Annotated in this window: 12 protein-coding genes; 4 read left to right on the top strand and 8 right to left on the bottom strand. The window is 45.0% G+C overall.

The features are described from left to right. Positions 1 to 26: 26 nt before the first annotated feature. On the top strand, positions 27 to 743 hold the full coding sequence (gene fadR, locus KO533_RS02670) for a fatty acid metabolism transcriptional regulator FadR (RefSeq protein WP_028760321.1): 717 nt from the start codon (positions 27 to 29) through the stop codon (positions 741 to 743). 84 nt (positions 744 to 827) lie between these two features. Here fadR and KO533_RS02665 read toward each other — a convergent pair whose 3' ends face one another. From KO533_RS02665 to sodB, 4 genes are all read right to left on the bottom strand, one after another. After that, positions 828 to 2,354 (bottom strand): SpoVR family protein, encoded by a 1,527-nt coding sequence (locus KO533_RS02665; RefSeq protein ID WP_198572694.1) that lies wholly within the window; start codon positions 2,352 to 2,354, stop codon positions 828 to 830. Positions 2,355 to 2,363: 9 nt separating this feature from the next. Beyond that, complete coding sequence (locus KO533_RS02660; protein WP_006081286.1) at positions 2,364 to 3,632, bottom strand: YeaH/YhbH family protein; 1,269 nt, start codon at positions 3,630 to 3,632, stop codon at positions 2,364 to 2,366. A gap of 66 nt (positions 3,633 to 3,698) precedes the next feature. Next, positions 3,699 to 5,633 carry a PrkA family serine protein kinase gene (locus KO533_RS02655; RefSeq protein WP_131523897.1) on the bottom strand — a complete coding sequence of 645 codons (1,935 nt, stop codon included), beginning with the start codon at positions 5,631 to 5,633 and terminating at the stop codon, positions 3,699 to 3,701. Positions 5,634 to 5,919: 286 nt separating this feature from the next. Beyond that, on the bottom strand, positions 5,920 to 6,504 hold the full coding sequence (sodB, locus tag KO533_RS02650; RefSeq protein ID WP_028760317.1) for a superoxide dismutase [Fe]: 585 nt from the start codon (positions 6,502 to 6,504) through the stop codon (positions 5,920 to 5,922). Positions 6,505 to 6,729: 225 nt separating this feature from the next. On the opposite strand from sodB, the gene grxD reads away from it, so the two are divergent. Further along, positions 6,730 to 7,062 carry a Grx4 family monothiol glutaredoxin gene (grxD, locus tag KO533_RS02645; RefSeq protein ID WP_011846572.1) on the top strand — a complete coding sequence of 111 codons (333 nt, stop codon included), beginning with the start codon at positions 6,730 to 6,732 and terminating at the stop codon, positions 7,060 to 7,062. Between the two features lie 161 nt (positions 7,063 to 7,223). On the opposite strand, the gene KO533_RS02640 is transcribed toward grxD, so the two are convergent. Beyond that, on the bottom strand, positions 7,224 to 8,474 hold the full coding sequence (locus KO533_RS02640) for a uracil-xanthine permease family protein (RefSeq protein ID WP_219252770.1): 1,251 nt from the start codon (positions 8,472 to 8,474) through the stop codon (positions 7,224 to 7,226). A gap of 215 nt (positions 8,475 to 8,689) precedes the next feature. On the opposite strand from KO533_RS02640, the gene KO533_RS02635 reads away from it, so the two are divergent. Both KO533_RS02635 and hda read left to right on the top strand, forming a co-directional pair. Further along, positions 8,690 to 9,781 carry a DUF2066 domain-containing protein gene (locus KO533_RS02635; RefSeq protein ID WP_105252829.1) on the top strand — a complete coding sequence of 364 codons (1,092 nt, stop codon included), beginning with the start codon at positions 8,690 to 8,692 and terminating at the stop codon, positions 9,779 to 9,781. Between the two features lie 62 nt (positions 9,782 to 9,843). Then, positions 9,844 to 10,554, top strand: a complete 711-nt coding sequence (gene hda, locus KO533_RS02630) for a DnaA inactivator Hda (protein ID WP_168823935.1) — start codon at positions 9,844 to 9,846, stop codon at positions 10,552 to 10,554. Positions 10,555 to 10,672: 118 nt separating this feature from the next. On the opposite strand, the gene KO533_RS02625 is transcribed toward hda, so the two are convergent. From KO533_RS02625 to arsC, 3 genes are all read right to left on the bottom strand, one after another. Next, positions 10,673 to 12,628 carry a hypothetical protein gene (locus tag KO533_RS02625; protein WP_219252768.1) on the bottom strand — a complete coding sequence of 652 codons (1,956 nt, stop codon included), beginning with the start codon at positions 12,626 to 12,628 and terminating at the stop codon, positions 10,673 to 10,675. Positions 12,629 to 12,930: 302 nt separating this feature from the next. Beyond that, positions 12,931 to 13,305, bottom strand: coding sequence for a DUF2069 domain-containing protein (locus tag KO533_RS02620; RefSeq protein ID WP_028760312.1), 375 nt, complete (start codon positions 13,303 to 13,305; stop codon positions 12,931 to 12,933). A 52-nt stretch (positions 13,306 to 13,357) separates the two neighbouring features. Then, the gene (arsC, locus tag KO533_RS02615) at positions 13,358 to 13,708 is read right to left on the bottom strand and encodes an arsenate reductase (glutaredoxin) (RefSeq protein WP_105252827.1); all 351 of its coding nucleotides are present in this window, start codon (positions 13,706 to 13,708) and stop codon (positions 13,358 to 13,360) included. Positions 13,709 to 13,790: the final 82 nt, after the last annotated feature.

Here is a 13,790-nt window from a genome sequence, read left to right as displayed (position 1 = left end):
CGCACAACAACTGGATAAGTGGGCTGATGATTATCAATGCCAAAGGACCTGCAAGTTTTGCAGAGAAGTATATTGTGAGATCAATTTGGGAAAACAAATTTCCTCCAGGGTCCATTTTACCGGCTGAACGTGAGCTTTCAGAATTGATTGGTGTGACTCGCACCACTCTGCGTGAGGTGCTACAGCGCTTGGCGCGTGACGGTTGGTTGAAAATTCAGCATGGCAAACCAACACGGGTTAACAACTTTTGGGAAACCTCAGGCTTAAACATTCTCGAGACTATTGCTGATTTGAATCCCGAGGGTTTTCCGGTATTGGTTGACCAACTCTTGTCAGCTAGAACGAACGTCAGTGCTATCTATTTTCGCGGTGCTTTGCGTTATAACCCGGATACCGCTGTGGAGGTACTTGCAAAGATTCACCAGCTTGAAGATACGGCTGAATCCTATGCTGAATTTGACTACTTACTGCATCACACCTTAGCGTTTTCGTCCGGAAATCCACTTTACGTTTTGATATTAAACGGATTTAAAGGTTTGTATAGTCGAGTTGGTCGTTATTACTTTACCAGCTCAGATGCGCGTTTATTAGCATTGAACTTTTACAAAGAATTAGAACTGTTGGCTCAGGCGAAAAATTACCTCGATGTCTCTGCGCTAATGCGTACCTATGGCATGAATAGCGGTAAGATGTGGTTACAATTACGCGAAGATATGCCAGCTTCTATTGCTCAAGATCATTAATCTCTGTGAGTGATATCGCGTTAAGATAGCGCTAAATAAACAAAAAGGCCGTTTCAATTGGAAACGGCCTTTTTATTGTGCTTATTATTCTGGTTTATTGGCTTCAGGGCAGGATGCTAAGACACTAATACTCGCATCTGCATTTTTTTGCTCTAAGGTGACAGTGAAACCCCATAATCGATGTAAATGCTTTAATACTTCTTTATGGCTGTTGGCTAAGGGAATATCGTTATTTGGCACATAATGTAAGGTTAAGGATCGATCACCGTTGATTTCTACATTATGTACTTGGATATTCGGCTCAATATTAGACAGGTTATATTGTTGTGATAGTAACTGGCGAATATCTTGATACCCCCGTTCATCGTGGATTGCAGATACCGAAAGATAATTGCGTTTCTCATCATCATGGATACCAAACAATTTAAATTGGCGGATAACTTTAGGTGAGAGATATTGGCTAATAAAACTTTCATCTTTAAAGTTTTGCATCGCAAAGTGTAAGGTTTCAATCCAATCGCTGCCAGCAATGTCGGGAAACCAAGCTTTATCTTCATCGGTTGGATTTTCACAAATACGCCGAATATCGGTGAACATGGCAAAACCTAAGGCGTATGGGTTGATGCCACTGTAATAACGACTGTTGTAATCGGGTTGAGCCACAACGCCTGTATGACTTTGCAAAAACTCGATCATGAAGCGGTCAGTAACCACGCCATCGTCGTATAAGTGATTCAAGATAGTGTAATGCCAGAAGGTTGCCCAGCCTTCATTCATCACTTGAGTTTGTTTTTGCGGATAAAAATATTGCGCCATTTTACGCACAATACGGATTATTTCCCTTTGCCATGGTTCAAGCAAAGGAGCGTTTTTCTCGATGAAATATAAAATATTTTCCTGCGGTTCGGCGGGGAAACGACGTTTTTTCGATTGAGACTGCTCATGTTGATGGGTAGGAATGGTGCGCCATAAATCATTTACTTGGCTTTGAAGGTAAGCCTCGCGATCCTTTTGTCTTGCTTGTTCTTCCCTGAATGAGATTTCAGAGGGACGTTTATAACGATCGACACCGTAGTTCATTAGCGCATGACAGGAGTCTATGACGCTTTCGACTTGTTCTACACCGTATTTTTGCTCGCAGTCACTGATGTAGTTTTTAGCAAAGACAAGGTAGTCAATAATCGAGCTCGCATCTGTCCATGTCTTAAATAAGTAATTGTTTTTAAAAAAGCTGTTATGTCCGAAACAGGCGTGAGCTATCACCAGCGCCTGCATTGTGATGGTGTTTTCTTCCATTAAGTAAGCGATACAGGGGTTAGAGTTAATTACAATTTCATAGGCGAGCCCCATTTGGCCACGTTTGTAACCTTGCTCGGTTTCGATAAAACGTTTGCCGAAAGACCAATGGGTGTAACCTATGGGCATGCCTATGCCAGCATAAGCATCCATCATCTGTTCAGCAGTGATGACTTCAATTTGATTTGGGTAAGTGCTGAGTTTATAGAGCGCTGCCACCCGCTCAATTTCCTTGAGGTAGTCTTGCAGTAGCTCGAAGCTCCAGTCGGGACCATCGCTCAGTGGTGTCCAAGATGTTGATTTAGTTATCCCCATAGTGCCCCCTTAAACCGCTTGTTTCTTGAATAGCTCCCTAAAGACAGGGTAAATATCTTCGGCTTGACGTATATGCTGCACGGCGATGTTGTCGTAATGCTGTTGCAGGGATTCATATTCGCGCCACAGGGTTTGATGGGCGCGATTGGTGATTTCGATATAGCTGTAGTAGCGCACGAGTGGCAATATTTTTTGTTCTAACAATTGCCTACAGGTAGGTGAATCGTCAGCCCAGTTATCACCGTCGGATGCTTGGGCTGCGTAAATATTCCACTCATCGGCGGGGTAGCGGGCTTGTTGAATTTCATGCATTAATTTCAATGCACTGGACACTATGGTGCCGCCTGTTTCTTGCGAGTAAAAGAACTCGTGTTCATCGACTTCTTTGGCTTGGGTATGGTGGCGAATGTAAACCACTTCTAAATTTTTATAGGTACGGGTGAGGAACAGATACAGCAAGATATAGAAGCGTTTTGCCATATCTTTAGTTGCCTGATCCATAGAACCAGACACATCCATTAAACAGAACATCACAGCTTGACTAGAAGGGATTTCCCTTTTGGAATAGTTATTAAAGCGTAGATCGAAGGTATCGATAAACGGCACTCTGGCAATCTTTTGTTTTAACTCCTCAATTTGGGCTTTTAAATCCAAAATCAACTCGGCCTTAGTGCCTGGAATATTTTCCAGTTCGGCAAGTTCTTGTTCTAACTCTTTTAATAGTTTCTTTTTACTGGCAGACATAGCAATGCGACGAGCAAGGGATGAACGTAATGAACGGACAATATTGATGTTAGCGGGGACGCCATCATTGGTGAACCCAGCACGGTAGATTTGGTATTCCACCAGTTTATTGAGGCGATTTTTTTGTAGATTGGGGAGTTCTAAGTCCTCAAACAATAACTCTAGATACTCGTCTTTAGAGATTTCGAACACAAAGTCATCGTCGCCTTCACCCGAGTTTGAGGCCTCACCTTTGCCCGAACCGCCGCCTGAACCACCAGGTGGTCGGTCAATTTTATCGCCACGGGTAAATTGGTCATTACCGGGATGCACTCTATCCCTGACACCGCCTTTGCCTTGGTGAAACATAGGTTCACTGATATCCCGTGTTGGGATACTGATTTTTTCGCCTTTATCTACATCCGTTACGCTGCGACGAGTCACTGCATCGCTGACGGCTTTTTTAATTTGTTGCTTATATCTATTGATAAAGCGTTGGCGGTTGACTGTGCTTTTTCCTTTCGCATTCAACCGTCTATCGATAAAGTTCGCCATACGCACCTCCCAAAACCCAGCGAAGGCTTTGGCAACACCAAAGCCCTGTACTTAGTTAGCGCAAGTTTAAGAAGATTTACGAACTCGTAAATACCACTCAGACAAGAGTCGGACTTGTTTTTTGGTATAGCCTTTCTCCATCATGCGATTGACGAAATCATCGTGTTTGCGTTGATCGTCGTTCGACGTTTTGGCGTTAAAGGAAATAACAGGCAGTAAATCTTCTGTGTTGGAGAACATTTTCTTCTCGATCACAGTGCGAAGTTTCTCGTAGCTGGTCCATAGCGGATTGTTACCCTCATGGTTCGCGCGGGCGCGCAGCACAAAGTTAACGATTTCATTACGGAAATCTTTAGGATTGCTGATCCCCGCGGGCTTCTCAATCTTCTCAAGTTCAGCATTAAGGGCAGCGCGGTCGAATAGCTGACCCGTTTCTGGGTCGCGGTATTCTTGATCTTGGATCCAAAAATCGGCGTAAGTGACATAGCGGTCGAAGATATTTTGGCCATATTCAGAGTAAGACTCTAAGTAAGCGGTTTGAATCTCTTTACCGATAAACTCCACATATTTAGGGATCAAATAACCTTTTAGGAATTCAAGATAACGTTCGGCGGTATCGCCGGGGAACTGTTCTTGTTCAATTTGTCGTTCGAGGACATAGAATAAATGTACTGGGTTGGCGGCGATCTCTGAATGGTCGAAGTTAAATACCCGCGACAAAATCTTAAAGGCGAAACGGGTGGATAGTCCATTCATGCCTTCATCGACACCTGCGTAATCACGGTATTCTTGGTAAGACTTAGCCTTAGGATCGGTATCTTTCAGGCTTTCACCGTCATATACCCGCATCTTAGAGTAGATGGAGGAGTTTTCAGGCGGCTTGATGCGTGACAACACACTAAATTGCGCTAAGGTTTCTAAGGTGCCGGGAGCGCAGGGTGCTTTCGATAACTCAGAGTTGATTAGCAGTTTTTGATAGATTTGCAGTTCTTCTGAGACCCGTAAACAGTAGGGCACTTTGACTATGTAAACACGGTCGAGGAAGGCTTCGTTGTTTTTGTTGTTTTTGAAGGTTGACCACTCGGATTCGTTTGAGTGAGCCAGAATAATCCCGCTATAGGGCAGGGCCGATAAACCTTCTGTGCCGTTATAGTTACCTTCTTGCGTTGCAGTCAGTAGTGGATGCAGCACTTTAATTGGTGCCTTAAACATCTCGACGAATTCCATCACCCCTTGGTTTGCACGGCACAATGCGCCTGAATAGGCGTAAGCATCGGGATCATCTTGGGAGAAATGTTCGAGTTGCCGAATATCGACTTTACCGACAAGGGACGAAATATCTTGGTTGTTTTCATCACCAGGTTCAGTTTTCGCTATTGCCACTTGGTCCAGAATGGATGGAAAGACTTTTACTACGCGAAATTTGGAGATATCGCCACCAAACTCATGCAGACGTTTTACCGCCCAAGGTGACATGATGGTTTTCAGATAACGGTTGGGAATGTTGAATTCATCTTTTAACAGCTGTCCATCTTCTTCCACATCAAACAGGCAGAAGGGGTGATCGTTGACTGGGCTGCGGACTCCATTCGCGCTCAGGATGTAAATGGGCACTTTTTGCATTAGTGCTTTGAGTTTTTCGGCTAGCGATGACTTACCGCCGCCCACTGGGCCCAGTAGGTATAGAATTTGTTTGGATTCTTCTAATCCTTGAGCCGAGTGCTTTAGGTAAGCCACAATTTGCTCTATGGCGTCTTCCATGCCGAAGAAATCTTTAAATGCGGGATAGCGTGAAATAAGTCGATTCGAAAAAATACGGCTAAGTGTTGGATTTTTTGCGGTATCAATGACTTCTGCTTCACCAATTGCAAGCAGTAGTCGCTCTGATGCTGACATGTAAGCGCTGCGATCTCCCTTGCAGATGTCCAGAAACTCCTGCAAAGAATATTCTTCATCGAGTTTTTGTTCGTAGCGCTTTTGGTAATGCTCGAAAATGCCCATATAAACCCCCTGAAACGCCAGTGATGTCATGGAACGGATAACTGGCTAGCCAGCCTCCTACTCTAATCTTAGACACAAACTCACTATCTGTGTCAAAAAAATATCAAATAAAAACAATAACAAATAGTTGCAAACGCAATTATTGCACTTGTAGTTAGCGGAGGATAAATCGGTGGGATAAGGGATGGGCGGCTAACGAGGGGCATAAAAAAAGAGCCACTAGGGCTCTTTTTACTGGGATTAACCCACTGCTTATTCGGCAGTAAACAACGTTAGGTTAAATGAATTAACCTGCGAAGTTTTGGTTAACGAAGTCCCAGTTAACTAATTGCCAGAAGTGGGCAAGATAGTCAGGACGCACGTTACGGTAATCGATGTAGTAAGCGTGTTCCCACACGTCAACTGTCATGATTGGCGTTACTGTGCTGTCAGTCAGTGGCGTCGCTGCATTGCTAGTGTTAACGATAGCAAGAGTGCCATCGGCTTTTTTCACTAACCATGTCCAAGCGCTACCGAAGTTGTTTACTGCTGAATCAGTAAATTGCGCTTTGAATGCGTCGAATGAACCGAAAGCGGCATTGATTGCATCAGCAACTGGGCCTGTTGGTTCGCCGCCAGCATTAGGGGCTAAGCAGTTCCAGTAGAAAGTGTGGTTCCACACTTGAGCTGCGTTGTTAAATACGCCACCGGTAGAAGTCTTGATGATATCTTCTAAAGATTTGCCAGCGAAATCAGTTCCTTCGATTAAGCCGTTTAGCTTCACAACATAAGTGTTGTGGTGCTTGCCGTAGTGGTATTCTATGGTTTCTTGAGAAATGTGTGGTTCTAGTGCGTTCTTTGCATATGGTAATGCGGGTAATTCGAAAGCCATTAGTATCTCTCCATGGTCTTAGGTTATCGTTTCTTAAACGTGCTCACTTAGGACTATTGTACCGATAAAATTTGTGATGTGAATCATTGTTTAGCTAATTGACTAGATAGACGCCATCGAAAAATCAAATGTCGACATAACCTTACAAACTGTGGGATTTTGTTCTGCGTCTAGCTGACGTACAATAGTCGCATTGAGTCAATGTCATCCTACTTAGGAATCAAAATGGAAACAGTAGAGAAAATTAAGCAACAGATCACGGAAAACCCTATCATTGTTTATATGAAAGGTTCTCCAAAGTTGCCTAGCTGTGGCTTCTCGTCACAGGTCGCTCAGATCATGATTAACTGCGGTGAGCAGTTTGCATTCGTGGATATTCTTCAGCATCCAGACATTCGCGCAGAATTACCTAAGTTTGCTAACTGGCCGACTTTCCCACAATTGTGGATTGAAGGTGAGTTGATTGGTGGCTGTGATATCGTAGTGGACATGTTCCAAAAAGGCGAATTACAACCTTTGATCAAAGCGGCTGCCGCTAAGATCAAGACTGAAGAGTAAGAGTTAATTCTTACTTCATAAAAATATTGCTTCATAAAAAAGCCGCCGTGATTGATATCACGGCGGCTTTTTTGTGGTGGTATTTTAAGAAACGATCAATTTTATAAAGTGGTCATTTTTCAACGACCTACTTCGAAATTGATCGTGTCTTCAAGCCGTAATTAATGAGGCGTCACATCAGAGTCGTGGTGTTTATTGTGTGGCTTAGTCGCGGGTAATAGTAAGTTCATGGTAATAGCGACAATACCGCACAAGCTAATACCGGTCAGACTGAATGAACCAATGCCAAATGCCATGCCGCCGATACCAAAGACTAAGGTAACACCGACAATACTTAAATTACGTGGCTCAGATAAATCCACATGATTACGAATAAGGGTGTTGAGGCCAACTGCGGCAATGGAACCAAATAGCAAACACATAATACCGCCCATCACTGGGACGGGGATAGTTTGCATCAGCGCACCTAGTTTGCCAACGAAGGCTAAAGTGATGGCGGTAATGGCAGTCCAAGTCATGATTTTCGGATCAAAATTTCGGGTTAAGGTTACTGCACCTGTCACTTCTGAGTAAGTCGTGTTCGGTGGACCACCAAAGGCTGCGGCAGCAATCGTGGCAATCCCGTCACCCGTTAGCGTGCGATGCAGGCCGGGTTTTTTCATAAAATCTTTACCCGTGACGTTGGATATCGCCAGAATATCACCTATGTGTTCTACCGCTGGGGCGATTGCCACTGGGATCATAAATGCGATGGCATACCAGTTTAATTCTGGCGCGACAAATTTAGGAATAGCAATCCAGCTTGCAGCGGTCACGACGGCAAAATCAACAATACCAAAGGCTAGGCTTAAGCTGTAACCTACTATAATACCTGCTAAAATCGGCATCACTTTGAGTAGGCCCTTTGCGAAAATCGCCACCGCGATAGTGGTACCAAGCGATGCGAGCGAAATAAATAACGCCGTATTTGTAGCGACTAAAGTCAAGCTACCATCACCACTCTTGCCTAATGCCATATTCACCGCAACGGGGGCTAAGCCAAGGCCGATAATAATGATCACGGGTCCCACTACGACTGGGGGCAATAATCTGTGAATAAAGTCAGTACCGCGCACTTTAACCAAGGCGCCGAGCATGACGTAGACCACGCCCGCGGCCATAATGCCGCCCATTGTGGATGGAATTCCCCAAGTCTGCACGCCATAAAGTATGGGGGCAATAAAGGCGAAGGAAGATGCGAGGAAGATAGGCACTTGGCGTTTAGTAATCAATTGGAAGAGTAGGGTACCGATACCTGCGGTAAACAATGCCACACTGGTGTCGAGCCCTGTAAGTAGCGGCATTAGTACTAGGGCACCGAAGGCCACAAATAGCATTTGCGCGCCCTGTAGGGGGATAGCGAGTCGTCTCATTTATTATTCTCGTTAATTTAGGGTAAACCGCCAAATGATAACAGTTTGTTGGATTTTGAGCAGGAGAAAATCGCCTGTTTTGCCGACGTTGATCACTGTTTGGGTTTTCTGTGCTATGGCTGGCACGGAAATGGGGCTAAATTTTGGCAAGACTCGCTTAAGGCGCTAACTATGGTACAATTTGCCTCATCTGACGCTACTTCAACTACTCAAAGATGCTGAAATTCCTATTGAAGCCGAGCTTAATTGCATTTCTATATTGTCTGTTCACGATTAATAGCGTCAATGCTGTTGAGGTGAGTAAATTAGATGAGGCCAATGTGCCTGTGTCTTCGCGCGCAGTTGCCGAACGCGACAAAGCCTTAAAAAGTGCACTTGAGCAAGTCATTATCAAGAACACTGGGACTGCGCGATCCCTCGATAACAGTCTGATCCAATCTCAGCTCAGTAATCCTGATACCTTGCTGAGCCAGTATGGTTATATCGAGCAAAATGGCCAATTGCTGTTGACCGCGAGTTTTGAGCACCGCCGCATAGTGGCGTTACTGCGTCAGGCACAATTGCCTGTTTGGGGAACTCAACGCCCGTTGACCTTATTTTGGGTCGCTATGCCTGGTGATGGCGACACTATGATATTGGGTGACTCATCTGCGTTAGCCGAACGTAAGATTTTTAGCGATTTTTCCTATGCCCGCGGTATACCTGTACTCCTGCCTATCTTAGATCTTGATGAGTTGATGGGTATTAATCCTAACGATATTAAAGGGATGTTTGCCGACATCGTGGCGAGTGTGTCTGGCCGCTATCAAGCTGACTTTTTGGCGCTAGTGGCAATTGATGCCGCCGGGAATCAGGTTCGTTATCGTTTAAATCTTTATACTAAGGCTACCATTGATTCTTTGACGCCACCGTTATTCAGTTACAACGGTACTGCTGAAAATTCGGCCCAAGCGATTACCGCTATGATGGCGGCGTTAGGTGAATACTATTTTACTAAGTATGCGATTGCCGATACTGGTACTCAGCTTGGTGCGAGTGTTACTTTCGTTAATATCCAAAAAATGGCGCAATTAGTTGAAGTTGAAAAATATTTGAAGCAACTCAGCGCGATTAAAAATGCCACGTTAACGCATATTCAAGGTAATACTGTGACTTTCTCGTTAGATTTATTTGGCTCAGAGACGGATTTACAACGCTTATTAAGCTTAGAGCCGCGTATTTCTGTGGTCGCACCTGTGAGTGCAGGTGAATTTAGCCCTGTCTCTAATCAAACTGGCAAACCTGTGTATGAATGGCGTTTACATTAAGATGTTATCGGCCGTGCTTAGTTAAGCACGGCATTGTTTTTATTTAATATTGAGAAGACCGAGTGCCCTTAAACTCACCTCTGCAACTCTCGTTACCTGTGCATTTGCCAGACGACGAAACCTTTAATAGTTATTACCCCGCCGCGGGTAATGATGAACTTATTCAAAAATTGAGAGCGAATGCCGAAGGGCATGGTGAAGCCGCCATCTATTTGTGGGGCCCAGTTAAATCGGGTCGAACCCATTTAATGCACGCTGCTTGCGCGCACGCTAATGAAGTGGAGCGTCGCAGCTTTTATATTCCCTTAGGCATACATGCGAGTATTTCGACCGCATTGCTTGAAGGCCTAGAACAGTTGGATTTGGTTTGTATCGATGATGTCGATGCCATCGCCGGCCACCCCGTTTGGGAAGAGGCGATTTTTGATCTCTACAATCGCGTCGCAGAAAATAAGAATTGCGCCTTAGTGGTCAGCGGCAGCTCGTCTCCTGCGGATGCTGGGTTCCTCTTGCCAGATCTTGTTTCACGTATGCAATGGGGGTTGAATTACCAACTGCAACCCATGGCAGATGATGAAAAACTTGCCGCACTGCAACGCCGCGCCGCTATGCGTGGCCTGCAATTACCGGAAGATGTCGGGCGTTTTTTACTGAACCGTATGGCGCGGGATTTGCGTACCTTGTTTGATGTATTGGATAAGTTAGATAAAGCCTCATTAGTGCATCAGCGTAAGCTCACGATTCCGTTTGCCAAAGAGATGCTACACCTTTAGATATAGCATGGTTTGTGTTCGTTCTGAAGATACAAAACCTACTGGCATTAAAGCCAAAAAGAGTAAAGCCCGTCATGTTGAATACATACGGGCTTTTGTTTATCTAAAATTTAAAACGCTATTGTTGTGGATGTTGGTGACGATCACCACTTAAGCGAAGTTCGGCTTCAAAACGAGACTCGGCATTAATTGCAGCTGCATTGCTTTGGCCTTTGAGATGCGTATTCGCAGGCGATATTGCCAGTGTTTGACGCCAGCTTTGACCTTGCACCATATTAATTGGCTCGGGTAGGCTTTCGATCAGACTGATCCCATTAAGCTCTGGCAGCATTTCATCAATCACCAACGCGGCGCGATTTTCTAGACTGTCTTTTGCAATTCGTCCCCTTTGTCCCCAGTCAATAATCAGCGAATCCGCAGTTAATATCGCAGGTTTATTGGTGACGGCGACATCACGCAATATTTGATAGCGATAACTCATCATGGCTTCCTCAAATAACATGGCCGTGTCTTCACGGGTACTGGAATAGGCATAGAAGTCGCTGGCGATATCGGCAGAAAAGAAAGTACTGACATCCGATGCTTGATAGGTCTTTTGCACATTACTCGCCGCTGCGCCGAGGAAACTAACATTGGCAAGTCCCATCATTTCAGTACTCGTTAATGGGTAGGTTTTGCTGACTTGATCTGAAATTAGACTCTTGTTGGCATTGCGGCGGCTGTAGTCATCTAACAGTCTTGGCCCTGTGAGTGTGGCATGCACGCTGCGTGGAAAAAAGTCATTGGCATGGGCGAGCTCGTGATACAACAAGGAGGCCAGATCGGGGTTGATTTGCGCTAATGTGCGGTTTGCTCTGACGGTGATAGGCACGCCAAGGGAGGCATATTGGTTATCTTTTACATAACGCCAAGGCATCACAAAGTTAAGATCATTTCCAAAATTACTGCGGTAATCCGGCGCTTCATTAATAGTGTCGCGTTGGCTTGGCGTAAGCCATAAATCATTGGGATCGAGATAAATCGCCCCTGTGACTACCCAATAAAAAGAGGGGCGTACATCATAGCTAATCACCACGGCCGTGACGGATTGTAACAGGCGAGCAAAATCGCTGTTGGGGTCCATCTGAGCTAAAAAGGCGGCAAAGTTATCACCCATCCAGTCGTGTGAAACCTGTACACGATTTAGAATGGTCTCGCGATTTAGATCGCTTGAGGTTTGACCTATCAAAGGTAAGGTATTGATAGTGCAGCTATCATTAAGCTGATTGGAGTAAACACAGTTTGCTAGCACATTGGCGTAAGGTGAATCCGGACGATAGGCATGGGTGTGCGCAACTGGGGTATCGAAGTATGGTGAGCTGATCGCTGGCGCCGAGGTTGTTAGCACAAAGACATCATCGCTAAGCTGATTGCCATTGACGTTGGCATTCACTTTGAGCCGAGTGATTGTATCCTGGGTGACCGTTGGCGCGGTAAACAAGGGTCTAAACGGATCGCTCACATCGACCATTAAATCTGGGCCAGATGCTACACACCAAGAGATATTTGCTGCGCTTAATTCCGATTGTTGTCCGAGTCTTAAGCTCACATTATTGCCTTCAACCACTTGGTGATCTTGACGGACGTTTAGCACACCCGTCGATGCGGGATCGACATTAATGCCAATTTCTCCGGTGACATCTAGATTACTGCCCGTCACATGCAAGCTAAAACGGTAGCCGCCTGCGGTGGGAGTATCAAAGGCTAATACTGGGCTGTTTTGACTGACGAGTACTATGTTAGGGCCATCGATTTGCTGCCAACGGAAGGTTAAGTCTTGGCTGTCACGATTTAGGATATTGGCAATGATAGTACTGGATTGACCCGCCACATAATTTGGCTCGGTTTGAAAGCGAATTGAGGATGACGTGGTGGTAATGAGTGGCGAAATGCTATCTGTGCAGCGTGCTAGTGAAGTGGAGGGGGGCGTAACTACACTATCATCTGGTTGACTATCACCACCGCCCCCGCATGCCGCAAGTAGGCCCGAGCAGGCCATAAATCCGAAAAATTTCAGTGGTATCGACATTCCCATTACACCATTCTCCCTTGTTAACTCTGCTGTGCTATTTAGACTTTTGTGGCGCCATAGGACGCTTATACTGTGAGAAACTGACTATAGCACGGGCACTTAGTTGCAAAAAGTCAGTGTAAGTATAATAAGTGTTAATTTTGTCGTGATGGGAATTGACGTCGGAACAGAGGTTAGAACTAATGTTAAAATGGGTATTCAGACTGAGATCATAAGGGATATTTGAGCCAAGGTTTGGCCTTCTAATATAAAAAATGCCGCCATACCTAGCAAGGTTAAACGGCACTGAAAATACGTTGAACTGACTATTCTTTAGATTTTTTCTTCAGGCCTAATCCCAGTTCACGACCACGTATGCGGGCATAAAATGGGAAAGCGATTAGCAGTACGCCAATCAATAATACTTCGATTAAGGCAAAAGCGAAGGCGTCATTGGTGACATAAAGCAGGGTGAGCCCATGTAACATATATAAGCACAGAATAAAACTTGCCCAAGCGTAAGTGTATGGATTACCTTGGAAAACTCCCTTTGCGGGTAGTAATAACGGTACTATCCATAAGAGGCTAAATAGCAGGGTGTATTCACCGCTAATCCCTTGGCCAACAAACCAACCGCCTAACAGCAGCACTAGCGCAAAGTAGCCTAAACGGCTAAGGATAAATAAGGTGTTGGACGTCATAAGTCTACCTAAGGGTTGAAAATAAAAGCCATTTTGGTTTAAAAATCATGGGTTAAAGAATAGTGAGCACATTCTCAGGAGGACGGCCGATGGCTGCGCTTTGATTGGCGAGCACAATTGGCCGTTCGATGAGTTTAGGTGTGTTGACCATAGCCTCAATTAACTGCAATTCTGTTAGTGATGAGTCTGCAAGTCCCAAGGCTTGATATTCTGCTTCCTTGGTGCGCATTAATTCGCGAGCACTGATGCCTAATTTAGCCAGAATGTCGCCGATGTCTTTAGCCGTAGGGGGATTTTTTAAGTATTCCACTAGGGTAATGTCGCAGCCTTGTTGCTCGAGTAAAGCTAAGGTTTCACGGCTTTTTGAACAACGTGGGTTATGGTAAATCGTCGCTTGGGTCATAGTACTAGAGGCTCAATACGGGCTGAAATAACAATGGCGCGGATAATAACAGAAAAAACTGCGCCCCGTCAGTGTGTTCGGG

This window comes from Shewanella sp. NKUCC05_KAH (genome assembly GCF_019345585.1).
Taxonomy (GTDB): Bacteria; Pseudomonadota; Gammaproteobacteria; order Enterobacterales; family Shewanellaceae; genus Shewanella; species Shewanella oncorhynchi.
Note: the sequence above shows the minus strand (reverse complement) of the source record. Positions and strands in the feature narration are given on the sequence as shown.